This window comes from Thermostichus sp. OS-CIW-31 (assembly GCF_054060305.1).
Genome location: NZ_JBSSDA010000005.1, coordinates 19,684 through 43,975 on the forward strand (window position 1 = coordinate 19,684; position 24,292 = coordinate 43,975).

A 24,292-nucleotide genomic window follows, 5' to 3' on the forward strand; every position below is an offset into this window, starting at 1 on the left:
CCGTCCCGCTGGCGCGATCAGCCGTATCCTTCCGCTGTGCCGGACGGGATCCCGCTCTCGGCAAACCCGTGGCATCATCAGGGCAAGGGGTTTTCGGGGGCAAGCGTGACCCAACTGTTGCAACTTTTCATTTACGGCCTTGTCTTGGGCAGCATCTACGCCCTGGGAGCAATTGGGGTGTCGCTGACCTTTGGCATTTTGCGCTTTGCCAACTTTGCCCACGGGGATCTGATGACCCTGGGGGCCTACTTCGGCCTGACATTTGTTGGGTTGGGTTGGCCAATTGGGGTCAGCCTGCTCCCGGCAGCTTTGGCCACGGTACTTTGTGCAGTTGGGATCGACCAACTCATTTATCGCCGCCTGCGCCGGGAGGCACCAGTGATCTTGCTCATTTCTTCTTTTGGCACCGCCCTGATTCTGCGCAGCCTGGTGCAGATCATCTGGGGGCCCAACAATCAGGTGTACCGCAGCGGGATCCAGTTGCCGTGGCGGCTTGGAGAGCTGCGCATCAAGCCCGATTGGGCAGTGATCCTGGTGGGAACAGCCCTGTTGGTGGTGGCCCTGCATCTTTTCTTACAACGCACGCGGGTGGGCAAAGCGATGCGGGCCATGGCCGACAATTTTGAGCTGGCCAAGATTACCGGCATTGATACAGAGCGGATCGTCCTCTGGACTTGGGCCATTGGCGCAGCCTTGGCCTGTGCAGCAGGTGTGTTCCTGGGCATGGATACCCGTCTGCACCCCACCATGGGCTGGCGGCTATTGCTGCCCATTTTTGCAGCGGCCATTCTCGGCGGCATTGGTCGCCCTTACGGGGCCATTGCCGGAGGAGTGGTGATCGGCCTGGCGGAAGAATTCTCGACCTTGGTGATCAACCCGGCCTATAAAACCGGGGTGGCCTTCGCCATATTGGTATTGCTGCTGATCTTCCGACCCACGGGATTGCTGGGATCCCCGGGTGGGGGGGATGTCTGATGTTGAGCTACGGCATTTTCTTTTTGATTTTGGTGGGGATCTACGGCGTGCTGGTGCTGGGCCTCAATATCCAGTGGGGCTACGCCGGCATGTTCAACATCGGGGTGGGGGCTTTTTTTGCCGTGGGAGCCTATGCCAGCGCCATTGTCACCACACCCCCAAGCGCCGAGCATTTGGGCGGCTTCAATCTGCCCTTTTGGGTGGGTTTTGCCATAGCTGTGGCTGTCGCCGGGGCGATTGCCTTTTTGATCGGGTTGATTACCCTGAAGCTGCGTTCCGACTACTTGGCCATCGCCACCATCGGCATTGCTGAGATCATCAGCCAAATCCTGAGAAATGAGGGCTGGCTGACCAATGGCGTACGGGGAATTACCCGCATTCCACGACCCTTTCGCGGCTGGATCCCAGGTCAGGATACTCTTCTCTACTTGGGCTTGGTGCTGTTGATCTTGGCGGTGGTCTATTGGGCTGCGGAGCGGGCCTATCGCTCCCCTTGGGGGCGGGTGTTGCGGGCCATTCGCGAGGATGAACCGGCAACCCTGGCTGCCGGCAAAGATGTGCTCCAGTTTCGCCTGCAGGCGTTTGTGCTGGGATCCATGCTCATGGGGTTGGCGGGGGCCCTCTACGCCCATTTTGTCAATTTCATCAGCCCAGAAGCCTTTCAACCGGAGTTTGCCACCTTTATCGTTTGGGTAATGCTGATCGCGGGGGGCAGTGGCAACAATCGCGGCGCCTTGCTGGGAGCGCTGGTAATTTGGGGGGTGTGGTCGGGCAGCGAGTGGCTCACCAACCGTTTGCCGCCCCAGTGGGCCACCCGGGCTGGCCCTTTGCGCATTTTGTTGATCGGGATCCTGCTCCAGGTGATTCTTCTGACGCGCTCTCAAGGATTGTTGCCTGAACGTCCGCCCAAGCCCGTCTTGGGCACTTCTCCTTCGCCTAAGCAGAACCCCGCAGGATAGGATTGGGTCGGCTCCAGCTGTTGTTGACGTGTTTGAGATAACCCAGCCCTCTGTCGTCATGACTCCGCGTCCCAAGGAAACTGACCCTTCCTGGCCACCCTGCAACCCCGACACGACGGGCTGCCCCCCGGATGCCGGACAACCAGGGATCCGGACTACACCCATCCAAGAGGGCTATGCTCTGCCGGAGCAGTATTTCAACCGGGAGCTGAGCTGGATTGAATTCAATGCCCGGGTTTTGCACGAGGCCCTGGATGAGCGCACACCTCTGCTGGAGCGGCTGAAGTTTCTGGCCATCTTTGAGAGCAACCTGGACGAATTTTTCATGGTGCGGGTGGCGGTGATCCGTCGTCAGTTGGAAACGGGCGTGTTGGTGCTAACCCCGGATGGCCTTACACCGCAGCAGCAGTTGCAGCAGATCTCGAGCCACCTGCGCCCCCTGATTCGAAAATTGCACACTTGCTTCCGGCAGGAACTGGTGCCCAAGCTGGCGGAACAGGGCATTCACATCCGCGATTTTTCCGAGCTGGCCGAGTCGGAACGGCAGGAGCTGCGGGACTACTTTGAGAGGCGTTTGTTTCCAGTGCTCACCCCCTTGGCGGTGGATCCAGGCCATCCCTTTCCCTACATCTCCAACCTCAGCCTCAGCTTGGCGGTAGTGGTGCGGGATCCAGAGACTGGCAAGGAGCATTTTGCTCGCGTGAAGGTGCCCAACACCTTGCCCCGCTTTGTGCCGCTGCGGGATGGGGTGAGCTTTGTGCCGCTGGATCAGGTGATTGCCCACCATCTGGAAGCGCTGTTTGTCGGCATGCAGGTGCTGGAGTACTACCCCTTCCGCATCACCCGGGATGCCGATCTGGAAATCCAAGAGGACGAGGCGGACGATCTGCTGGCTGCCATTCAAGAAGAGCTGCGCAAGCGCCGCTTCGGCTCGGTGGTGCGCATGGAGATTGCCAGCCAAACTCCGGCAGCCATCCGACAACGGCTCAGCGAAGAGATGCGCCTCAACAGTGACTCGGTGTACGAAGTGGATGGCCTCTTGAGTATGGGGGGGGTGATGGCGTTTCTCAGCCTGGATCGGCCCGATTTGAAGGATCCCCCTTGGGGGCCGGTCACCCCGCCCCGCCTGCGCACTGCCTCGGTCAGCGATGAGCCGGTGGATATCTTTGCCGTCATCCGGGAAGGGGATCTGTTGGTGCATCACCCCTACGATTCTTTTGCCGCCAGCGTGGAACGGTTTTTGGAGGAGGCCGCCAACGATCCGCAGGTGCTCACCATTAAGCAAACCCTCTACCGCACCTCCGGCGACTCGACGGTGGTGAAATCCCTCATTCAGGCCGCCGAAAACGGCAAGCAGGTGGCCGCTCTGGTGGAGCTCAAAGCCCGTTTCGACGAAGAAAACAACATCCTCTGGGCCAAAAAGCTGGAGAAAGCCGGGGTCCACGTGGCCTACGGCCTGCCGGGGCTGAAAATCCACTGCAAACTGGCTTTGGTGGTGCGGGAAGAGGAGGGATCCCTGCGCCGCTACGTCCACATCGGTACCGGCAACTACAACCCCAAAACCGCCCGTATCTATACCGACCTAGGGCTGTTCACTTGCGATGAGACCCTCTGCAACGATGTTACGAAATTGTTCAACCTACTGACGGGCTACTCACGGCAACGGCAATTCCGCAAGCTCTTGGTGGCCCCCAGAACCCTACGCCAAGGCATGGAAGCCCTGATCCGCCGCGAGATGCGCCATGCACAAGCGGGGGGCCAGGGGCGTATCATCGTCAAGATCAACTCTCTCACCGACCCGGAAATGATCCGGCTGCTCTACGAGGCCAGCCAAGCCGGGGTGGAGATCGACCTCATTGTGCGGGGCATGTGCTGCCTCAAGCCGGGGATCCCCGGCCTAAGCGAACGCATCCGCGTGATCAGCATCATCGGGCGCTTCCTGGAGCACTCCCGCATCTTCTACTTCTACAATGGCGGCCAGGAAGAGTACTTCATCGGCAGTGCCGACTACATGACCCGCAACCTGGATCGGCGCGTTGAGGTGGTTACCCCTGTGGAGGATCCCGCGTTGCAGCGGGAGCTCAAGGCAATCTTGGACATCTGCCTGACGGACAACCGGCAAGCCTGGGAGTTGCGCCCTGATGGCACCTACGTGCAGCGGCAACCCAAGCCAGGAGAGCCTGTGCGCTCCACCCACCAACGCCTGATGGAGCGGGCCGCCAGCCGCATTTAGCAGGATGACTCTCACTGCTAACCTCTCTCAGAGGGAGAGAGGAGCAGCCTCGCCGCTATCGGGAATGGCCACCAAAGCTCAGGATCCGGTGGTCTTGGCGGCCTCGGCCTCTTCCTCGCCCAGCGCAATTACCCGTTCCGTGGCCTGCAACGAAGACTGCAAGCTCTCCAACTTTTCCCGGCTGGCGCGGTTCAGCCACGACTCGATTGCATTCACCAAGAGCTGATCCACAGAGAACCAGCCGCCCCCATTCACCGCAAAGGCCAGGAAGATCGCTGCGTAAATGGCCGACAGCTCCAGATAGGGAACGCTAAAGCCGGCCACTTTGATGTGGTGGAACATGGCCACTGCCATCGTGGCGAACAAGCCCAGTGCTGCCCCGCGGGTCAACAAACCCAACGCCACCATGGGGGCTGCAATCAGCTCGGTATAGGCGGCTACATAAGCAAAAAAGATCGGGAAGGGCAACCCGATCACTTCTACATAAGCCGTCGCAAATCCTTCGATATCTGCCAGTTTGTCAAGGCCGTTGTGAATCATGAATAGCCCTGCCACCACCCGCAAAACGGTCCACGCCACTTGAGACCAGCGTGGAGTTACGCTGTCGTGACGCAAAGCCGAGGCGAGTAGCACGGGAAACTGCTGAGTGAGTGCCATAGGATAAAACCTGCGATGCAAAGATGAGCAAGGATTCTAACTTATTGTAACGATTCTAAATTTCTGTAACAAGGGTGGGACTCAGATCCCCAGTGGTCAAGGGATCCCATCCAGAAACAAGGCCTCCGGTCCGCTTTCGCGACCGGTCGGGTGGGTTTCCGGCGAGCTTTCACCGCAGGCGATTGCGCCACACCACCTCTGCTCTTGGCCTGGGACTTTTCCGGCCTTGCTGAGACCTGTCAACCTCTGTAAATGGATCCCTCATAATGGGTTCATTGGCTGACCCTGTCGCTATGATTGCCGAATCTGTCCTCGCCTCTGATGTCAGCTCCGCCAAAGCCCAAGCCGGGAGAGAGGAGGGATCCCCGCCTGCCATTCGTTTGCGGAGGGTCAGCCGCAACTTTTCCGGGATCCAAGCGGTGGACGGGGTGGATTTGGAGGTGCAGCAGGGGGAGTTTTTTACGTTGTTGGGGCCGTCGGGTTCGGGCAAAACCACCTGTTTGCGGATGATCGCGGGCTTTGAGCGTCCGGATGAGGGGCAGATCGAATTGAACGGCCAGAATGTTTTGGGTCTGCCGCCCTACCGACGGCCTGTGAACACGGTGTTTCAGGACTATGCTCTCTTCCCCCACATGACGGTGGCGGAGAACGTTGGCTACAGCTTGATGATCCGCGGCATACCGCCGAAGGAGCGCCAAAAGCGAGTGCAAGAGGCGCTGGAGCTGGTACAACTGCCCGATCTGGGATCCCGTAAACCCAGCCAACTTTCAGGGGGGCAACGGCAACGGGTGGCCTTGGCGCGGGCTTTGGTTGGCCGACCGCAGGTGCTCTTGCTGGATGAACCTTTGGGGGCGCTGGATTTGAAGTTGCGCCAACAGATGCAGTTTGAACTCAAGGCCCTACAACACCGCCTTGGTCTCACCTTTTTGTACGTCACCCACGACCAAGAAGAGGCCCTGACCATGAGCGATCGTATTGCCGTGTTCAATCGCGGGCGCATCGAACAGGTGGGATCCCCGGCAGAGCTCTACGAGCGACCTGCCACCCGGTTTGTAGCCGGTTTTATCGGCCAAACCAACTTGATCGAGGGATCCCTGGCGGAACGATGCGTGGGAGAAGCGGCCCTGTTTGCTTTGCGCCCGGAGCACATTCGGATTGACTTATCTGAAGAAGGGATCCCCGATGGCCACTGCCGCTTGCGGGGACGGATTTGCGACACTGCTTATCTAGGGGCTTTCATTCGCTATCAGGTATGGGTGTCGGGCTGTGAGGTGAAACTTTTGGCTGTGCAACCCAACCCCGGCCTGAATTTGCAGCAGTTGCCGGAAGGGACGGAGGTGACTTTAAGTTGGGATCCCAGCCCGATGCACCGCATCCCCGAATAGGGCTCTCAATCCCGATCTCCTCTGGAGCTTGTCTATCCGGCGTCGGCGCTATCTTGCAGGCAGTTGACACTCCCGCCGACTGAAGTCGAGGGATTCTTACGTAGCCCAGAAACGGGCTCGCAACGGCGTTGTCAAAGGGAGAAAAACGGGCCATGATGCGCATTTCCATCCAGCCGGGGAGCGGGATCCCTGGCTCCGTGCAGCTCTTTAATTTGCTCTGCTTTGCCATCGCCTGCGGGCAATTTCCTCCCGGCTACCGCCTGCCCAGCACCCGTCAATTGGCTATGCAAACAGGCCTGCACCGCAATACCATCCACAAGGTTTACCGCCAATTGGAGGCCATGGGCCTGGTGGAAACTCGGGCCGCCTCCGGCATCTACGTGAGCGGCACTGCCCGGCATGCGGTCACCGCCTCCCCCCTTCGCGTCAGCGGTGCGGAGCACTTTCTCAACCCAAATCTGGATCGATCCAAACAGGCCCTGCAACAGGTGCGTCAGGGCATCGATCAGCTTCAGCAGCAAGGCTTTTCTCTGGAGCAGGTACGGGATCTGCTGCTGGCGGAGATCGATTGGCGGTTGCGCTGCAGTGCTCAAGTGCTGGTGTGTGTGCCCAACCGGGATTTGGGTACAGGACAACTGATGGCCCAGCAAATCCAGCAGACTTTGGGCATCCGGGTCCAGTTGGTGCCCCTGGAGGAGCTGGCCACCGTTCTGGATCAGATCCATTCCGGCACTGTGGTGACGCTGCACTATTTTCTCAGCGCCGTCGAAGCCATTGCCCAGCCGCGAGGGGCCCGTGTTCTGACGGTGGAGGTGTCTGACTACGCCCGTGAAATTGCCCTGATCCGCCAGTTGCCTTCCCACGCCTGTCTGGGGCTGGTGAGCATCAGCACTGCCCTGCTGGAGGTTGCCGAGGTGATCGTCCACAGTTTGCGGGGAGACCTGCTGGTGCTGACGGCAGTGATTTTCGATGCTGAACGGGTGGGATCCCTAATCCGCCGCGCCCATACGCTGATTTGCGATGAGGCCAGCTACCCCACCCTGCGGGTCTTGGTGCGCCAAGCCCGAGCCGATCTAATCCGCACACCCAACCTAGTCTGCGCCACCCCCCACATCGGAGAAGCAGCCATGGCCGAGCTGCGACGGGAACTGGGTGGGATCCCTGGAGCCGGAGGGGATAGAGAGGCGGGCGGCAGCGGTTTGCAGAGTAAAGAAACGCATTAAGCCTTGTTGCAGGTGAGCCATTTTGCGGATGACAGGCTGCCCAAGATCGTGCTTAAGTGAAAATACGGTAAAAGCTCTCTCATTTTGATTCATCGCTGATCAGTCTTTACACGCATGGTGATCCTTGACTACGCCTCCGCCAATCACGACTATGTGGCGGTTACACGGGAAGGTTTCTGGGAGGCCATCCGCTTCCAGAACCATTTTTATGTTTTCAACCGGAGCTTTTCGCGGCTGCAAGAGGCCATTGACAGTTGCCGCTACGACATGGATCGCGGATCCCTGATCAGCCTGGTGGTGGTGCGCCCTCAGGGCTATGAAGTGTGGTCGCAGGTGGGATCCGACATTCCCGTCTTGCCGAAGCAACTCTTGAGCCCCACAGCCAGGGACTCCGTCTCGCCGGCGCGCCAGTGCTCCGCACCCCTGTCACCAGCGCGGAAGCGTCGCATAGCAATGACGGCTCCATCGGGGCCCGAACGTCCTTTCTGGTCTTTCTGGGGCTGGGGATCCAAGGCTTATGTGGTGGATGGCGAGCCGGCTGCACCCCAGTCTTTGTTCCACCATAGCCCTCGGCCCTACAACGCGCTACAGGCTTGAGCCGGAATCGGTTGCGCCAGCGTCGTGCAGCAACAGTTTCAGGGAACAGGACGGCTCCACATGCAAATTGAGATCCGGCTCTTCCACCAGCAGGGGCACGCGCTCGGCCACTTCCAGGCCAAATCCTTTCAAGCCGCTGATGTGGCGAGAGGTGTTGCTGATCAGGCGCATTTTGCGCACCCCTACATCCCGTAGGATCTGGGCGCCGATGCCGTAATCGCGCAAGTCCATCGCCACCGGTGGCGCGGTTTCAGAAAGTCCCAGATCTTGCCGGGCGTAGGACTTGATTTGCTCGATGAGACTCAGCTCCTGCTCTTGCCGGCGCAGGTACACCAGCACCCCCTTGCCCTGGTGGCCGATCATCTTCAGGGCCGCTGTCAATTGGCGGCGACAATCGCAGCGCAGGGATCCCAGCGCATCCCCCAGGGGACACTCCACATGGACGCGCACCAGGACGGGCTCAGCGGCAAATTGGGTCGGATCCCCTTTCACCAGGGCCAGGTGCTCGACTTGGTTGAGGCTATCGCGGTAGCCGTAAACCCGAAACTGGCCGAACTCCGTTGGCAGGGTGGCGGCAGCCTCTCGGTGAACCAGTTGTTCGGTGCGCAAGCGGTACTCGATGAGGTGGGCGATGGTGATGATCTTCAAATCGTGCTGACGGGCATATTCGATCAACTGGGGCAGGCGGGCCATGGAGCCATCCGGGTTTTGGATCTCGCAAATCACCCCTGCCGGATACAGCCCGGCCAACATCGCCAGATCCACCGCTGCTTCCGTATGGCCAGCCCGTTTGAGTACTCCGCCCTCCCGTGCCCGCAGCGGAAAGACATGCCCAGGCCGGCGCAGATCTTCCGGTCGCGTGTGCGGGTGAATGGCCGCCTGAATGGTGCGAGAGCGATCGGCAGCGGAAATGCCGGTGGAAACTCCAGCCTCTGGCCCAGCATCAATGCTGACGGTGAAGGCAGTTTGGTTGCTGTCGGTGTTCTGCCCCACCATCAGCGGGATCTTCAGCTCATCGAGGCGGGATCCCTGCATGGCCAGGCAGATAAGGCCCCGCCCGTAGGTGGCCATGAAGTTGATAGCTTGGGGCGTGGCAAACTGGGCAGCACAGACCAGATCCCCTTCGTTTTCTCGGTTTTCGTCATCGACCACGATGACCATGCGACCACACTTGAGGTCTTCGAGGGCTTCGGGGATGGAGTGGAAGATCGTTTCTGTCTCGGCCTGCGGGATGGCACTCATGGAAAAGGGGACGCAAAAAGGGAAAACCTGGCACAGCCGGCTCTGGGCACCGGATCTGCCGGATCTATGCTAGAGCAAACCGGGCAACAGCTAGGGATCCCAAGGCAGAGTCAGTACTTGGGAATCGAGGGATCGTAAGCCTCTGCCCAGGCGAGGATCCCCCCGCGCAGGTTTTTTCCTTGGATCCCAGCAGCTTGCAGGATCTTCAGGGCTTTGGCCGAGCGTGCCCCACTCTTGCAGTGGACGATCAGCTCTGAGCCGTTAAGGAGGCGACGCACCTGCTCCACCCCATCGCCGTTTTCAATTTGGGGCAAGGGGATCAGGTGAGCACCAGGGATCCGGCCTATCTCCCACTCATTTGGGTTGCGCACATCGACCAACACAAAGTCTTGGTGAGCATCCATCCGCGCTTTCAGCTCGGCCACAGTGATCTCCGGGATCTCCGCTTGGCCAGCCTGTTCGGCAGCTTGGGCTTGTGGGATCCCGCAGAACTGTTCGTAGTCGATCAGCTCAGTGATGGGCGGAGTAGCCGGGTTTTTGCGCAGCTTCAGCTCCCGGAAGCTCATGTTCAGGGCATCGTAAAGCAGCAGCCGCCCGCTCAGGGTTGTGCCCACGCCCAGCAGGATCTTCACGGTTTCGGTAGCTTGAATAACACCGATGATGCCGGGGAGGATCCCCAACACTCCCCCTTCGGCGCAGGAGGGCACCAGTCCTGGTGGGGGCGGCTCGGGGTAGAGATCCCGGTAGTTGGGCCCATCTTCGTAGTTGAAGACCGTCGCTTGTCCCTCGAAGCGGAAGATCGAGCCGTAGACATTGGGCTTGCCCGTCAACACACAGGCATCGTTCACCAGGTAGCGGGTGGGGAAGTTATCGGTGCCATCCACGATCACGTCGTAGTTGGCAAACAGCTCCAGAGCGTTGTGAGACTTCAGGGCAGTCTCATACACATCCACCTGACAGTAGGGGTTGATTTCCAAGATGCGGTTCTTGGCCGATTCCACCTTCGGCTTGCCCACCCAGGAGGTGCCGTGGATCACCTGCCGCTGCAGGTTGGACACATCCACCACATCAAAATCGACGATGCCAATCCGCCCCACGCCGGCTGCCGCCAAGTACAGCAACAGGGGCGAGCCAAGGCCGCCTGTGCCGATGCACAGCACTTTGCCCGCTTTCAGCCGCTTCTGTCCTTCTAGGCCCACCTCGGGCAGGATCAAATGCCGAGAAAACCGCTCCATCTCTTCGCGGGAGAGGCTGACTTGGCTGGTGTCCAGGTTCAACATGCTCACAACCCTCCGGCAATAGCGGGAACGATGCTGATGACGGCTTGTTCTCCCACGGGGGTGTTGTTGCCTTGGGGCAACGTGCGCACATCCTCGTCGTTGAGGTAGACATTGACAAAATTGCGCAGCTTCCCATCCTCGGTGTAGAGGTGGCGCTTCAGCTCGCCATAGCGGGCGATGAGGTTGCCCATCACTTCGCCAACATTGCTGCCCTCGATCTCGACAGCTTCCAGGTTGTCGGTGTAGGGGCGCAGGGGAGAGGGGATCAGAACTTTGGTTGCCATGGGAGTTCGGGGAGAGATCTGGGGTATCTACTGGGGACTTTTGCGGATCCAGAGGATCTGGGCTGACCTATCCGTCTGGCCGATCTGGTTGGAGCAGTCTACGGATTTCGATGATTCAGCTATGTTACAGACAAGGTTCAGCACTAGACTACCGCTTTTTCCGGTGGCGCCCATCCCAGCTTTCCGGGATCCCAACTGAACTTAGCCGTGAATTTCAGCCTGAAACAGCGGCAAAGCCCAAACGACTCTAGCTTGCCAAAGCCGGGAGCGGGGGGATGCGAATGTCTTCCAGCATCTGCATTGGCTCCCGTTGGGGCTGCTCCTGCTCATCCAAAACCCAGCTCACCACCTCTTCTGCCTTGCCCTCGCGCACACTGACGATCACACAGGAAAAGCCCCAAGGAAAAGCATGCTGCCGATCAAACTCGGAGGGAATGGCCGCATGGTTGGGGTGGGAATGATAGGTGCCCAGGATCCCCAGCCCTTTGCGCACTGCGTGGTCGTTGGCCCGCTTGAAATCCGCCGGATCGATCAAAAAGCGGCGGCGGCTGGATTCCCCGTCTGCCAGAGGGTTTTCGGCTTGATCCCAGGTGTTGGTCACCGACCAAAGCTCGTGGATGATCTTGTCGGATCCCCGGATTTCCCCAATTAAAATGCCGCAGCTCTCGTGGGGAAAGGCTTGTTCGCCGTGCTGGCGGATGCTGTGAAGGTGGTCTGCCGAGAGGTAGAGGGCCATGAATCTCGCCTTTGCCGATGGAGTTACCGTTCTTTTATTCTGGCACAAGTTGGCCGGGGATCCCTCAACTTAGCTACAGCGGATGCCATTGGGGCGCAACGGGCAGGCCGTTCCGCAGAGGCCGCCGCTGCTGAAAATGTTCGGCCACCAGTGTGGCGCGGTCAGACCCGTCCATCGAGTGAACCCAGAGGTGGCTCTGGCTTTGGAGGGGTGACGGGGGCATAGTGGGGGCAACCCTGGCACGGCCCTTGGGGATGGACGGCACAGCGCAACCAAGCCGAGTGGGCACTGAAAACACAAGAGGGATCCCCCAGGGGTGGGCCAAATTCGCCGGCCCGTTGACGGCGCAGCAGCACCACTTGCCGTCGCCAATCTTGCAAAAATCGGCTGTAGGCGCGTTCCCGCCAGCGACGCTTGGCCGCATGTTCTAGGACACGGACGGTAAGGTTATCCAACATGGAACGATCACCCAAGGAAGAGGCCAACAGGCTGGGAGTTGCGTTGGATGGCTGAGAACCTCAGGATGGCACACACTGGCGAGAAGAACCCAAGAATTGCAAACTCTCCTTGAGTTCAGTTTAAGTTTGTGGAGTTTCTTCCGATGGCTCTGGCTGCTGGTGGCGGGCCTGGGCCCGTTGCAGGGCTTCTCGCACCACAGCAAAGCCCGTTCCCCCGGCGCTGAGCCGCGTGGCCACCACCTGGCGGGGCTCAATGGCCGTCAAAATGTCCGCCTCAAAGGCCGGGTGGAAGGTTTTCCAGCGCTCCAAGGGCAGATCCCGCAGCAGGATCCCCTCTGCCAAACAAATGCGCACAATCTGCCCCACCAAATCATGGGCTGTGCGAAAGGGGATCCCTTTGCGCACCAAGTAGTCGGCCACATCGGTGGCGTTGGAGAAATCTTCCTGCACAGCAGCCGCCATGCGCTCAGGTTGAAATTGGATCCCTTCCCGCAGCAGAAGGGTCATCGCCTCTAGGCAGGCTTTCAGGGTATCGACCGTGTCGAATAGTCCCTCTTTGTCTTCTTGGAGATCTTTGTTGTAGGCCAGCGGCAGCCCCTTCAAGGTGACCAACAAAGCCTGGAGATGGCCAAACACCCGCCCCGCCTTGCCGCGCACCAGCTCCGGCACATCGGGATTTTTCTTCTGGGGCATGAGGCTGGAGCCGGTGGCACAGGCATCGGTGAGGGTGACAAAGCCGAACTCCTGGGAAGCCCAGAGGATCACCTCTTCCGAGAGGCGGCTGAGATGCACCAAAATCAAGCTGGCGGCAGCGTGGAACTCCACCAGGTAGTCCCGGTCGCTGACGGCATCCAAGCTGTTGGCGCTGATCCGCTCAAATCCCAGCAGATGGGCGGTGAGCTGCCGATCGATGGGCAGGGAAGTGCCGGCCAAAGCCCCGGATCCGAGGGGGCAGACATTCACCTCTTCCCGCACCCGCCCCAGCCGTTGCCAGTCTCGCCAGAACATTTCTTCATAGGCCAAGAGGTGGTGGGCCAAGCTAATCGGCTGAGCCCGTTGCAGATGGGTGTAGCCGGGCAGGATTGTCTCCAGATGCCGCTCGGCCAAGTCCAACAAAACTCCGCGCAGCTCCCAGAGGGCTTGACGAAGGTGATCGATCTGATCTCGCAGATAGAGACGCAGATCGGTGGCCACTTGGTCATTGCGGGAGCGCCCGGTATGCAGTTTTTTTCCCACTTCCCCCACCAAAGCCACCAAACGACGCTCGACGGCGTAGTGGACATCCTCTGCCTCTGGATCGGGCCGGAAGGTGCCGGCAGCCGCTTCCTGTTGGATCTGCTCCAATCCCCACCGGATCTGGTCGGCCTCTTGCTGGGTCAGGATGCCACAAGCGGCCAACATCTGCACATGAGCCAGGGATCCGGCCACATCGTAGGGCAGCAGGCGGATGTCGAAGCCGATACTGGCGTTGAAGCGGGCAATGGCAGGGTGCAGGGATCCCTCGAAGCGTTGGCTCCAGGGGCGAGGGGTGGAAGTTACCGTCGGCTCAGACATTGGCTGGGAACCGGAAGAATGGGGAGAAGGATTGACCACCGTAGGAAGACCCCACTGCAGTTGTGGAGAAAAAACACAGAAACCGACCGCCGACGGCCAAAACCCCGCCGGCCCAGGCCCAATGGATCCAGCTAGAGCAATGGCGACAAGGCTCTAGTGGGAGCTGGTGATGCTCTTGAGCATGTAGCCCGCCACGATCCCTATCAAAAGCGCCCAAATTTGGCCCGATTCCACAAAGCCATTCCAACCCTTGCGGATATCGCCCAGCACATCCTGTCGGAACACCTGCCCGACAATCATTTCCGTCTGGAAAGCCGCGGGGGCCGGCAAGTAAACCGAAGCGGTTTCAGACCCAGAAGGAGAGAAGTTCATGGTTGTACCTCAGGTGTGGATAACACAGTGCAGCCAACCTGGTAGCTTCACCAGCTAGAGCGTACCGCTCTGAAAGACCTACGAAACGCCAACAAACACTTCCACTCGCACCGGCGGCGCGGAGTGCTCAGCGTCTGCCGCGCTTCTGCTTTCTTCCTGCCTTAACGAACTATGGCTGGCAGCAGAGATCACCCCCACTGCCCCGCCAGAGGGATCTCCACAGGCGTGACTTCCCCGCAAGCTGCAGGTAGCCGCTCCTTGCTCTCTGAGAGAGCCACACAGACTAAAGCTGGAGCAGGCTTTAGCCCATGCAGAACGCATGCCAGAACTAACCAACTAGCCTAGTAGTCCGGCAAAACCACGTCAACCAACCCACCGTTGCTGCCCAGCCCAGTAGCGTTGAGTAGCTTGCTTGAGCTATTGTGAGCGTTGCGGCCTGCTGTCATTAACCCTGAGTTTGAACTTTTTTAGCTAGGCTGGCTCGGAGTCGGGCAACACCTTCAACACCACCAGCGTTGTGTCGTCCACGGGCTCAGGCCGCAGGGAAATCTCGTCCTGCAACAGGAGCTCTGGATCCTCGGGCAGCCATAGGGGAAGAGGGTGGGATCCCCGACGGCCTCGGAAGGCATCCATCTGCTCAAACAAGCTCTCCAAAATGTCTTCGGGGGAGTCGTAGCGACAGGCAGCATACTGGATGGCGTCCATCAGCCCAGAGGTTTCCAAGCGCTCGCCGCGGGTGTTGGCTGTCTCCGTGTAGCCATCGGTGTAGTACACCACCACATCCCCGGGTTGCAGTTGCACGCAGCTTTCCGAGTAGTGGCTGTTTTCTTCCAAGCCGATCAGCGCCCCCTCTGTGTCCAGGGGTTGAATTTCTCGGGTGCGGGCCTGCCACCACAGGGTGGGGTTGTGGGCCGCGTTGCTGAAGCAGAGGCGATGGGAGCGGGGATCGTACTCCGAATAAAACAGGCTGATGAAGCGATTGGAGTTTTCCAGGTCACTGTACATGGCCCGGTTCAGATGTTGCAGAACACGGGCCGGCGAATGGCGGTTGAGGGCCTCCGCCCGCACCATGGCGCGGGTCATGGTCATCAACAGGCCGGCGGGCACCCCTTTGCCCATCACATCCCCAATGACGATGGCCAAGCGAAAGCCTGCCGTTTCTTCAGATGAGTCGGATGTTTCCAGGCGTTCGCCGGGAATCTTGATGAAGTCATAGTAGTCGCCCCCCACTTTGCTGGCCACCCGGCAACGGGCTGCCAAGCGAATCCCCTTGACTTGAGGGCACTCCCGAGGTAGCAGTTGGGTCTGGATGTAAGAGCCGATCTCCATCTCTTTTTCCAGGGCCATCTTGCGGCGCAAGGCTGCCGTCAAGCGGTCATTTTCGATGGCCACCCCTGCCTGATCGGCGACCAAGCGCAACAGTTGTTGGCGACGTTCATCCCAGTGGTAGCCAGGCTGACGGCTGAAGACGTACAAGCGACCCTGGACAGAGTTGCGAATCAGCAGCGGCGTGCCGAAAAGGCGTACATCCGGCCCCAAGCTCTGGCGGAACCGTTCGTCCAAGAGGTGTTCAAGGGCAGGGATCTTAACAGACAGGGATCCCTCCGTTTTGAGGATGGGCTCTTGAGCCGAGAGGGTCTGGGTAATTTGCTCCATCTCAGCCCGAATCTGCTCGCGGTGATTGAGATCAGAGCAATGCAGTTGATCCAACTGGATGGTGCCGTTGGGATTGAACAAAACCAGGGCTCCCCCTTCGGCATCGGTCAGTTGGCTGGCCACAAAAGCCGTCAGCTCCAGGATCTGGTTCAAGTTGTTAAAAGAGCGCAGAGCAAAAGCCAGCCACGCCAGCAGATACTGCATCCGATGGTGTTCTCTCTCCAGTTCTGCCACCCGATCCGGCATTGCAGGGGCAGGCACAATGGCCGGCTTGACCTCCGGCAGCTCTCTATCATCGGACGCAACGGCACCTGAAGAGGTGGGATCCTCATCCTGGCCGGTCTGAGCTGAGCGCAAGTCCCCCGAATTGTCCGTGGGCGACAGCGACGGAGCATTGGGGGGGAGGGGATTTTTGCCCGAATCCTGGGCCAGCAAGGACTCTGACCCCAAAGAGCTCGACAGCCCGGCAGGGGGCTGCCCTAAAACGGCCTTTTGGGGGCTGTGATCATCCATCGGGAAGACTGGCGTTAATCCCTTGGAAACGTAACGAAACAGCTTAGCAAAAATCTCACAAGCTTTATCACACAAAGATCAAGATCCTCATTTTCCCTCACACCCGGCGAGGCTGACGGGATCCCTGGCACAGTTCCCGGTAGAGCTGTTCCACCTGGCTGAGGTTGTGGCTGAGGGTATAGCGCTCCAGCACCCGCTGGCGGGCCTTCATCCCCAGCAGTTGGGTAAACTCCCGTTGATCCCGCAGCAAAGGCAACAGCGTTTGCAGCTCCGCCGTCACCCGTGTCGGATCCAGCAGGATCCCGGCTCCATCGGCCAAAACCTCGCCATCGGCACCCACATCGGTGGCCACTGCTGCCAGCCCACAGGCCATCGCCTCCAACAGGGACAAAGAGAGCCCCTCGATTAAAGAGGGCAAAATAAACACATCGGCTCCTCGCAAGATCTCGATGCGTTGCTGCTCGTCGGCAATATAGCCCAGCCAGTGGATCCCATGTTGAAGGGTGTAGCAGGGCTTGAGGGTGTTGAGCAGTGGCCCATCCCCCACGATCAGCAGACCACACTTCTCCCCCATTTGGGCGTGTTTCCAAGCCTTGAGTAGGGCTTCCAGGTTTTTTTCCGGCGAGACCCGCCCTTGATAGACGAAGATCCGCTCCAGTCCCAACCGCTGTTTGAGGGTGGAGGGCCCAGGCGCGTACTTGTCCACATCCACACCATTGGGAATGACCACCACCTGCTGGGGGCTCACCCCCAGTTTGACCAAGATCTCCCGTTGCGTTTCCGAGAAGACAATGGTGCGGTGATAGTTGGCCAAACACGGGGCGTAGAGCTGGTAGGCCAAGTATTGGGTGCGAGAGGCGATGTTGCGCCGCCGCCGGTCGAAGGCCGGGTGGAAGGTGGCCACCAGCGGCTGGTTGAGCTCAGCACAGATCTCCGGCAGCACAAAGTCGATGGGAGAAATGGTCAAGGAGGCATGTACCAGATCCGGCTGCAATTCCTTGAGGGCCTGGGTGAGCAACCGCTTGGCGTTGGGGGCCGGGATCGTGTAAATCTGCGATTTGTACAGACAGGGGAGGGAAACGTCTCGACGATCCAGCTCCGCCCTCCAGCCTTCACCACCGGGATCCAGAGCGGGCGATTGGCCGTCGTTGGTGAAGTGAAAAAAGCTAACCTGATGTCCCCGGTCCAAAAGGCCGTTGGTCACCTCGCGGCTATAGGTGACGTTGCCACAGAAAGGTGTTTTTTTGCCTATCCAGGCGATGTGCATGGGCGGATCCCCGCGGAGCTGAAACGCTGAGCTGCAAAGGGAGTCTCGATTCTTAAACCTCTACAAGAGTAGCAGAGTTGGCTCCTGCCTTGGCCCGTCCCCTCGGAAGAGGATATCCAGCCTGGCGCTGCGGCAGGATTTAGGGGGCCTCTCTGCCCAATAGGCTCCAGGTGTACAGCCCCGCCAGCCCCGTCAGAACAGCCAGGGCCACAAACATCCAGGGAAGGCCAAGGCGGGCTTCTGCCAATCCCGTGAACACCAGCGGCAAACTGAGGGCAATGTTGGCGGCGTTGTTCTGGAGCCCAAAGATCTTGCCTCGCAGATGGTCAGGCGTTTCCTCTTGGATCAAGGTTTGCATCGGCACCGCCACCAAAGCCCCCCCACAGCCCAACAGGGCAATCCAGCCCAAGCTGGGCAGCAACCAGTGGGTCGTCCAGGATAGGGCTGCCAGAGCCCCACAGAGCAGCAGGGATCCCAGGCCAACCCAGGCGCGGCGGCTCACCCGTCGGCCCGTATGGCCCACCCAAAAGGCGCCGATCCCCATGCCCAGGCCGGCAGCGGCCAACAACACCCCGAACTGATCTGGCTTCAGCTCTGCCATCACTTCGGCCATGCGCACCGCCAACACTGCCAGCGCCGCAAACAGCGAGTAGAGCACCACCACCTGCACCAAGGCAGCTCGGATCAGGGGCATCTGGCTGACATATTGCAGGCCCAAGCGGAGATCTTCCCAGAGGTGGGGGACTTCCCAACGCCGGGGCTCTAGCTTCTCGTGGGGTTGCAGCAGCAATAGCAGGGATCCCGCCAAGAGGTAGGCTCCCCCCACCAATAGCTCCGGCCCCACTTCCCAGCCCGGCAACCAATGGCGTACCCAACGATCTGCCAGGGTTAACAGCGGCTCCCCCACGGCAAACCCGACGATCAGCGAAGCCATCATCGTGGTGGTGTACAGGGAGTTGGCCGCCAGCAACTCTCGTTTCGGCAGGATCAGGGGCAAAGTCGCCTGCTCGGCAGGAGCAAAAAACTGGGTTAGAACCGAGACGGCAAAGCTCACCAGCAACAGCCCCGCAAACCCCAAGGGGATCCCCGGCCAAAGGTCGCGCCCGGCAGTGAGCCAGAGCAGCGGCGGCAACAGCAGCACTAGGATCCCACGCCCCAGGTTGGAGAGCACCAACACCCCTTTTTTCAGCCAGCGATCCACAAATACCCCTGCCAGGCTGCCCAATAGCATCGCCGGCAGCGTAAAAGCCAGCATGATGGCCGAAACCTGACCGCTGATGGAAGCCCCTTCAGGTTGAAATTCGCGGGCAACCAAGCCGATCAGCAGCACCAATAACACCTTGTCCGCCAACTGCGAACACACCTGCCCCATCCACAGCAGCAGGAAATTGCGTCGGCGCAGCACGGCAAGAAAGTTTCTCAGGCCCGGCTCAGACAGACCTTGATCTTCCTTCTCTGCTTTTTGCCCCTTTTCGGGATCCTCAGGGGGTGGCTCTGGCAGGGGATCCCCAGGAGAACACTCCGGCGAGCTGAGGGCGGGGCTTGCTGTCGGCTCAGGCAAGAGAGCTTCTGACTTCAGCCCCCAAGTTGGCGTTGACGCAGGTGGGGGATTCTGGAGAGGGGAACTGGGGTGGCAGATCCCTGCCCCTCCCTCCGGCCAGCCCCATCGTTGCTCCAAAGTCATCATGCTCCCCAGGTGACCTGCCCATTTCCCCGACGTCGGCCCCACAACAGAATGGGATCCCGTCAGCAAACAAAAGTGGAAATGGGGTGCCCCGATCTTATCTTGGCCCGCCTTCCAATCCACCAACCCAAATCTTGGGAATCGGCAGGCCTAGCTTCCTGCGGCAGACAAGGAGCGCAAGGGATCCGGGATCGACTCGCTTGGAGCCACAAAGCTGCCCTTCTCTACAAAGGTTAAGCGCAGGCTCAGCCAACGAATAAAATCCGCGTTGGTGGATACCACTGCCCCCAGGGGCTCCTTCAACTTGTCCCGCAGGGGCTTTAACTCTGGAGCTTCCATGAAGGCCGGCTGGGGCACCCAGAAGAAATCGACAGGGCAATGGCGCTCCTCGCAGTATCGACGACGCTCCTCCAGCACCTCTTCCAGAGGCTCAGAACGTAAGAAAGACAGGCTGGCAACGACAAAATGATAGGTAGTCGGTTCGGCAGCAGACATAAGATTGCTGTGGAACTGTGTTGAGAATAAAGGCTAGAGCCGGGCGTCCACCGCTCCTTGCAGATCCTCTCCCTCAGAGAGAGGCAGATTTGAGCAGGTGCGGGGCCGGATCGCGGGAGCTACACAGCGGCTGACAGTCTTCCAACTGCCGGAGAACGGGTAGCCGCGCCATGACTTCCTCAGGGGGCATGGAGTGTTCTGAAGCCTGCTTGAGGGTCGGTAGAGCCTGAGCTGCCCATTCCCGAGCCCAAGGAGCGGACTCAGGAGTTTCCTTCTGCTCCAACAGCTCTTGGCAGAGGGCGGTTGACCGCTCCAAGTCGCCGCTGCCCTGATAAGCCATAATCAGAGCCACACGAGCCAAAACGCATTCTTCCGGATTTGCCCTCGAGCCATTGCGCTCGCTCAGGCGGTGCTCCTGTCTCTCTTGGATGGAACAGCAGTAGCAGAAGGACTCGAGAAGGTTGATCGCCTCCAGGTAGCGCTCCTGCTTGAGAGCAGTGATACCGGCGCGGAGGGATCCATGGGGGTGGGACATGAGCCTAAGTACAAGAAAAGAGTTAGGACGGACTTGCACCTGAAGGTTATCCAGTCAGTGGCCCGTCTTCTCATCCAAGGTTTCGTGTCTAAAACTACTATACACCCTCTGGACAAGTGACCGCCGATTTACTCTTCCTCTTAAGCTTGTGGAAAGGGCGCTCAACCCTTACGGGCTAGGGTGTAGGCGCTGACATAGTGAGTCTCCCGGCGCAGCACCGCACAGCCTGCCTGTTGCAGGCGCACCCCCAGATCGTCGTGGATGTAGTCGCGGTAGTAGGGTTCGTGGAAGGTTTGCATAAAGGCTTCCATCGTCTCCTTCAGCTCTGGCGAATCCAGCAGTTGCACCGAGTCGCAGATGACCACCACGCCCCCTGGCTTCACCACCCGACTCATCTCGTTGATGACATTTTGTCTGGCCGGGCCAGGCAGCTCATGAAAGAGAAAAACGCTGATAACGGCATCGAAGGTGGCGTCGGCATAGGGCATGGCCTCGGCGTTGGCGCGGATAAGCTGGGGCAGCTCCCCCGGCAGCTCCTGCAACAGTCGGTTGGCCTTGCGCAGATAGGCGGGGGAAAGATCCAGGCCATACAAAGCTGCTTTGGGCAGGGATCCCCGCAGTAGGCGCAGCATCCGCCCCGTGCCACAGGCTACATCGAGGATGTGGGGGCTGACCAAGGTGGGATCCAAGGCATCTTTGAGCAGGCGAATCACCCGACGGCGCATCGCGTCCGCTGTGCCCCCAAACAGCAGCTCCACCTGCAGGTCATAAAGCTCAGCCGAGCTGTCGCTCAGATAGCCGTTGGTTTGGTAATGAAAATTTTGCAGGTAGTATTTCGGATAGCCCTCGGTGGAGATGTCTTGAGAAAACTCTTGGTAACGCTTGCTGTGAACCCGCCGAGTAATCTGCGGCAAATCCAACCACACCTGCGGGTAATAGCGGGCAAAGTCCAGCCAGGGGTTGTCGAACAAGAGCGCGTGCGGGTAGTACCCTGCCTCAGCATCTTGCCAGTCCGCTTGCAGGAGTTGTTCATAACGGGCCCGCAACACCTGTAGCGTGTCAGCGCTCACCCGCACCTTGGCCCGCGGCGGCGGGGTCCTCCCGGAGGAGAAGCTTTGCAGATCCCTGAGCACGGAGAGCATCAGATCTGAAGCTTGGGTGGAGAGCGCTTTGTGGGCAAAGCCGAAGATGTTTTTGCCCCACTGAAAAGCGCGGTAGGCAGCTTCTCCGACTGGAGATGGGATCGGCAGCGACAGCTCAGGACTTAGTTGTAGGCTCATAACCCTGCAAGGTGCGAATGAAGAATGAAGGCTTAACGTTTGTTTACACTTAATTATAGCAAGGCGGCCACGCCGGGCCGGCAGCCGCTGGGCGCGGGGAAAACCTGGCGGAATTGGATCCCTGAGCACACTCCATCTGGCCAAGCAGGGGAGTACTCTAGTGGTGTCCTCAAAAGGATGTCCCCGATTGCCCTATGAGCTGGAGGAAGGGGCTGATCAGGTCGATTTGATAATGGGAAGAGGGAGCGCCTCAGCATGACAACCAAGACGGTGTTGGTCATTGACGATAGCATCATGATTCGCAAGATGGTGGCCAGCATCTTGGCCGATCAGTTCCAAGTGGTGGAGGCCAAAGACGGGTTGACAGGGCTGGAAGCGGCCAAAAAACATCACCCCGACCTGATCCTGCTGGATTTTGTCATGCCCAAGATGGATGGCTACGACACCTTGCAGGCCATCCGCCGCGAAGACAGTCTGAAAAATACTCCTATCATCATGATGTCGGGGCTGAAGGAACAGGTGACTGCCCGCATTCCTGAGCCCTTTGTCGATTTTGATTTCATCGAGAAACCGTTTGAGGCAGATGCCCTTTTGGCTCTTATCCAAAAGGTCCTCCAGGTTGCCCCTGCCGCTGCACCGGAGCCGGGATCCGAAGCCAACACCCAACTGATTCTGAACCGGCTCACCGCCATCGAGACGCTGCTGATTCAAGGTACGGAAAACTTGATCCAGCGGGAGGTGGTGGCGCGGCTTTCTGGGATCAACCAACGCCTGGCGCGTCAGGAATCCCGCAGCAGCAATCTGGAGGCCCAGATCAGCAAGCTCGCCGGCGAAGTGGAGCGACACACTCAGGGTTTGGCCTTGATCGTCAAGGAGCTGCGGCACATTCGTAAGTTGTTGGGGGGATCCTGATGTCTGAGAGGGTCTTTGAGCGAGCTTATCGGTACCTAGATGCGGTGACGGCTCTATTTGTGGCCGTGCTGCTGATTTCCAACATCGCCTCGACCAAGATCGTGCTTCTGGGGCCGTTTACCTTTGACGGGGGCACCATTCTCTTCCCCCTCAGCTACATCTTCGGCGACATCCTCACCGAAGTCTATGGCTATGCCCGGTCGCGACGGGTGATCTGGCTGGGATTTATCTCGGCGGCCCTCATGTCGGTGACATTCATGATCGTGGGATCCCTGCCGGCCGCCCCCGACTGGCCCTATCAAGAAGCCTACGACCAGATTCTGGGCCTGACGCCCCGCCTTGTCCTGGCCAGCTTAATCGCCTATTGGGGAGGCAGCTTTGCCAACGCCTATGTACTGGCCCGCATGAAGGTGTGGACGCGGGGACGGTGGCTGTGGACACGCACCATCGGCTCTACCCTGGTGGGCCAAGCGGTGGATACTGGACTGTTTGTCACCTTGGCCTTCTGGGGGGTGTTCCCTGGCCTGGGCAGCTTAATACTCTCCAACTATGTGTTCAAGTGTGCCGTTGAGGCGGCGTTCACGCCCCTGACCTATGCCATTACCGGCTGGCTAAAGCAGCAAGAACAAGAAGACTACTTCGATGTGGCAACCGACTTTAACCCCTTCCGCCTCCAGCCTGTATCCAGGTGAGTCCATCAACTGCCCCAACGGATTTGGCTTTGAGAGGGATCCTATTTTGGTATAGTCAGAGCGTCATCCTATTTATCCTGCTGCCATCCGGTGTTACCGGGAGCTTTTATCCAAGACAAGACTTTTGTGAGGGATCCGAAAGATGATGCTCGTTTTCCAAATTGCTTTGTTGGTGTTGGTGCTTTACAGCTTGCTCTTGGTGGTGGCGGTGCCAGTGCTCTACAGCTCAGCCAGCGACTGGAGCCGGGCCAAGAATGTGATTTTGGTGGGATCCCTGCTCTGGGTGCTGATGGTGATCGGGGTGGGGGTGCTGAGTTTCCTCAAGTGAAGAAGCAGTAGAAGGGCAGGGGCATCTTGCCGTTACAATCGGCGCTGTGGGGGGCTGCACTGTGGGTATGGTGGCCCAAAGTTCTTGTTGAGATCTCTGCCAGAACTGCGTACTTGCGCACCCCAGTGAGCCCTAGGCTCTCTCGGTAGAGAGGATCCCATCCCCTACAATGGACGGCGAGATGGCGGTCTTGCCACTGGTTAGGTTGGCTGCAGGTTGCGTTGGCAAGCTTTGAGGGTGCTGAAGTGTTTCAACCAGCGGAGGTTTGGGTGTTGAGAGCAGTGATGAGAGCAGGGAAATGTTCGCAGGAACTTGGCCTTGCCCGGCGAGGCATGAGGCTGGCCTTGGCGGTTCTGGTGATGGGGAGCCTGGGATCCCTGGTGATGCCCCATTCTGCAGAGGCGCAGTCGGGTTTGGTGATCACCGGCAGTGAAGGGGTACCTGTCCTCAGCTATCGGCTCGATTTTGGCGGGGTTCGCAGTCGTTTGGATCGCTATCGCCTGACCATTCCCCCCCAGAATGTGGCGGTGGCAGAAGTGCAGATCAACGGGGACAGGAATTTCGATGGCCGCATCGATCCGGAAAGTGTCCGCCTGGAGGTAGAAGGCCGGCCTGTAGAGCTGGATCAAGTGTACTGGAACGAGGAGTTTCGCTCTCTAGAGGTGGTGGCCCGTCAACCCATTGCTGCCGGTCAGGAGATCCGTCTGGTGCTCTCCAACGTGCGCAACCCTTCATCTGCCGGTATCTATCGTGTGGAGGCGCGGGTACGGGGTACGGAACCCAACCCCCTCTTCCGGAATGTGGGCAACTGGCTGATTACCATTGAAGACCCAGAGCGGATTGGCTTCTGATCTATTGACCCGATGATCTGACCTACTGTTGATCTTTGCGGCGATCCTATAGGCACAGCCCTTTTGCGGGTCTGGGACAGCGACACCCAAGTTCCCGGCCAGTTGGGGTGGGATCCCTCTGCAA

24 protein-coding genes are annotated in these 24,292 nt (G+C 59.2%); 10 read left to right on the forward strand and 14 right to left on the reverse strand.

All coding sequences use genetic code 11. The features are described 5' to 3' along the window. Positions 1-105 precede the first annotated feature (105 nt). Genes ACVWY9_RS04370 through ACVWY9_RS04380 form a run of 3 tightly spaced genes read left to right on the forward strand, consistent with a single transcriptional unit; the run spans position 106 to position 4,167 of the window. Positions 106-975 carry a branched-chain amino acid ABC transporter permease gene (locus ACVWY9_RS04370; protein WP_457387602.1) on the forward strand — a complete coding sequence of 290 codons (870 nt, stop codon included), beginning with the start codon at positions 106-108 and terminating at the stop codon, positions 973-975. Beyond that, a complete protein-coding gene (locus ACVWY9_RS04375) occupies positions 975-1,934 on the forward strand; it encodes a branched-chain amino acid ABC transporter permease (RefSeq protein WP_457387603.1) in 960 nt (319 codons plus the stop codon). Before ACVWY9_RS04370 ends, ACVWY9_RS04375 begins: the two co-directional genes overlap by 1 nt. A 58-nt stretch (positions 1,935-1,992) precedes the next feature. Beyond that, on the forward strand, positions 1,993-4,167 hold the full coding sequence (locus tag ACVWY9_RS04380; RefSeq protein WP_457387669.1) for an RNA degradosome polyphosphate kinase: 2,175 nt from the start codon (positions 1,993-1,995) through the stop codon (positions 4,165-4,167). Between the two features lie 78 nt (positions 4,168-4,245). Here the strand turns inward: ACVWY9_RS04380 and ACVWY9_RS04385 are convergent, their stop codons facing one another. After that, the gene (locus tag ACVWY9_RS04385; RefSeq protein ID WP_414329342.1) at positions 4,246-4,824 is read right to left on the reverse strand and encodes a DoxX family protein; all 579 of its coding nucleotides are present in this window, start codon (positions 4,822-4,824) and stop codon (positions 4,246-4,248) included. Between the two features lie 293 nt (positions 4,825-5,117). Between ACVWY9_RS04385 and ACVWY9_RS04390 the strand changes: the two genes are divergently transcribed. From ACVWY9_RS04390 to ACVWY9_RS04400, 3 genes are all read left to right on the forward strand, one after another. Next, a complete protein-coding gene (locus tag ACVWY9_RS04390) occupies positions 5,118-6,209 on the forward strand; it encodes an ABC transporter ATP-binding protein (protein WP_457387604.1) in 1,092 nt (363 codons plus the stop codon). 155 nt (positions 6,210-6,364) lie between these two features. Further along, entirely contained in the window at positions 6,365-7,432 is a 1,068-nt protein-coding gene (locus ACVWY9_RS04395) for a GntR family transcriptional regulator (RefSeq protein WP_457387670.1), read from the forward strand. Positions 7,433-7,546: 114 nt separating this feature from the next. Further along, positions 7,547-8,029 (forward strand): hypothetical protein, encoded by a 483-nt coding sequence (locus tag ACVWY9_RS04400; RefSeq protein WP_457387605.1) that lies wholly within the window; start codon positions 7,547-7,549, stop codon positions 8,027-8,029. Here ACVWY9_RS04400 and ribB read toward each other — a convergent pair. The 13 genes from ribB to ACVWY9_RS04465 form a co-directional block, all read right to left on the reverse strand. After that, positions 8,018-9,271: a 3,4-dihydroxy-2-butanone-4-phosphate synthase gene (gene ribB, locus ACVWY9_RS04405; protein ID WP_457387606.1), complete on the reverse strand. Its 1,254-nt coding sequence runs from the start codon at positions 9,269-9,271 to the stop codon at positions 8,018-8,020. The two genes, ACVWY9_RS04400 and ribB, sit on opposite strands and share 12 nt — an antisense overlap. Positions 9,272-9,381: 110 nt before the next feature. After that, complete coding sequence (gene moeB / locus ACVWY9_RS04410; protein WP_457387607.1) at positions 9,382-10,551, reverse strand: molybdopterin-synthase adenylyltransferase MoeB; 1,170 nt, start codon at positions 10,549-10,551, stop codon at positions 9,382-9,384. Between the two features lie 2 nt (positions 10,552-10,553). Further along, complete coding sequence (locus ACVWY9_RS04415; RefSeq protein ID WP_011433658.1) at positions 10,554-10,835, reverse strand: MoaD/ThiS family protein; 282 nt, start codon at positions 10,833-10,835, stop codon at positions 10,554-10,556. Positions 10,836-11,082: 247 nt separating this feature from the next. Next, positions 11,083-11,571: a M67 family metallopeptidase gene (locus ACVWY9_RS04420; protein WP_011433657.1), complete on the reverse strand. Its 489-nt coding sequence runs from the start codon at positions 11,569-11,571 to the stop codon at positions 11,083-11,085. A gap of 161 nt (positions 11,572-11,732) precedes the next feature. Then, positions 11,733-12,029 (reverse strand): DUF6464 family protein, encoded by a 297-nt coding sequence (locus ACVWY9_RS04425; protein WP_011433656.1) that lies wholly within the window; start codon positions 12,027-12,029, stop codon positions 11,733-11,735. A 120-nt stretch (positions 12,030-12,149) separates the two neighbouring features. Further along, complete coding sequence (gene argH, locus ACVWY9_RS04430; protein ID WP_011433654.1) at positions 12,150-13,583, reverse strand: argininosuccinate lyase; 1,434 nt, start codon at positions 13,581-13,583, stop codon at positions 12,150-12,152. Between the two features lie 153 nt (positions 13,584-13,736). Next, on the reverse strand, positions 13,737-13,955 hold the full coding sequence (locus ACVWY9_RS04435; RefSeq protein ID WP_414329334.1) for a hypothetical protein: 219 nt from the start codon (positions 13,953-13,955) through the stop codon (positions 13,737-13,739). 471 nt (positions 13,956-14,426) lie between these two features. Beyond that, entirely contained in the window at positions 14,427-16,124 is a 1,698-nt protein-coding gene (locus ACVWY9_RS04440; RefSeq protein WP_457387608.1) for a PP2C family protein-serine/threonine phosphatase, read from the reverse strand. A gap of 97 nt (positions 16,125-16,221) precedes the next feature. Further along, positions 16,222-17,391 carry a glycosyltransferase family 4 protein gene (locus ACVWY9_RS04445; protein WP_457387609.1) on the reverse strand — a complete coding sequence of 390 codons (1,170 nt, stop codon included), beginning with the start codon at positions 17,389-17,391 and terminating at the stop codon, positions 16,222-16,224. A gap of 139 nt (positions 17,392-17,530) precedes the next feature. Continuing rightward, positions 17,531-19,078, reverse strand: coding sequence for an MFS transporter (locus ACVWY9_RS04450; protein WP_457387610.1), 1,548 nt, complete (start codon positions 19,076-19,078; stop codon positions 17,531-17,533). A gap of 147 nt (positions 19,079-19,225) precedes the next feature. Continuing rightward, positions 19,226-19,570, reverse strand: a complete 345-nt coding sequence (locus tag ACVWY9_RS04455; RefSeq protein ID WP_414329330.1) for an MgPME-cyclase complex family protein — start codon at positions 19,568-19,570, stop codon at positions 19,226-19,228. Positions 19,571-19,643: 73 nt separating this feature from the next. After that, on the reverse strand, positions 19,644-20,105 hold the full coding sequence (locus ACVWY9_RS04460; RefSeq protein WP_457387611.1) for a hypothetical protein: 462 nt from the start codon (positions 20,103-20,105) through the stop codon (positions 19,644-19,646). 161 nt (positions 20,106-20,266) lie between these two features. Then, the gene (locus ACVWY9_RS04465) at positions 20,267-21,385 is read right to left on the reverse strand and encodes a class I SAM-dependent methyltransferase (protein ID WP_011433647.1); all 1,119 of its coding nucleotides are present in this window, start codon (positions 21,383-21,385) and stop codon (positions 20,267-20,269) included. A gap of 255 nt (positions 21,386-21,640) precedes the next feature. Here ACVWY9_RS04465 and ACVWY9_RS04470 point away from each other — a divergent pair, with 255 nt between their 5' ends. The 4 genes from ACVWY9_RS04470 to ACVWY9_RS04485 all read left to right on the forward strand — a co-directional run bounded on the left by ACVWY9_RS04470 (position 21,641) and on the right by ACVWY9_RS04485 (position 24,168). Then, positions 21,641-22,297 carry a response regulator gene (locus ACVWY9_RS04470; protein WP_457387612.1) on the forward strand — a complete coding sequence of 219 codons (657 nt, stop codon included), beginning with the start codon at positions 21,641-21,643 and terminating at the stop codon, positions 22,295-22,297. Beyond that, positions 22,297-22,989, forward strand: a complete 693-nt coding sequence (locus tag ACVWY9_RS04475; RefSeq protein WP_457387613.1) for a queuosine precursor transporter — start codon at positions 22,297-22,299, stop codon at positions 22,987-22,989. Before ACVWY9_RS04470 ends, ACVWY9_RS04475 begins: the two co-directional genes overlap by 1 nt. A gap of 142 nt (positions 22,990-23,131) precedes the next feature. Further along, positions 23,132-23,317, forward strand: a complete 186-nt coding sequence (gene psbZ / locus ACVWY9_RS04480; RefSeq protein ID WP_011433643.1) for a photosystem II reaction center protein PsbZ — start codon at positions 23,132-23,134, stop codon at positions 23,315-23,317. Between the two features lie 332 nt (positions 23,318-23,649). Then, positions 23,650-24,168 carry a DUF2808 domain-containing protein gene (locus ACVWY9_RS04485; RefSeq protein ID WP_238376751.1) on the forward strand — a complete coding sequence of 173 codons (519 nt, stop codon included), beginning with the start codon at positions 23,650-23,652 and terminating at the stop codon, positions 24,166-24,168. Positions 24,169-24,292 lie beyond the last annotated feature (124 nt).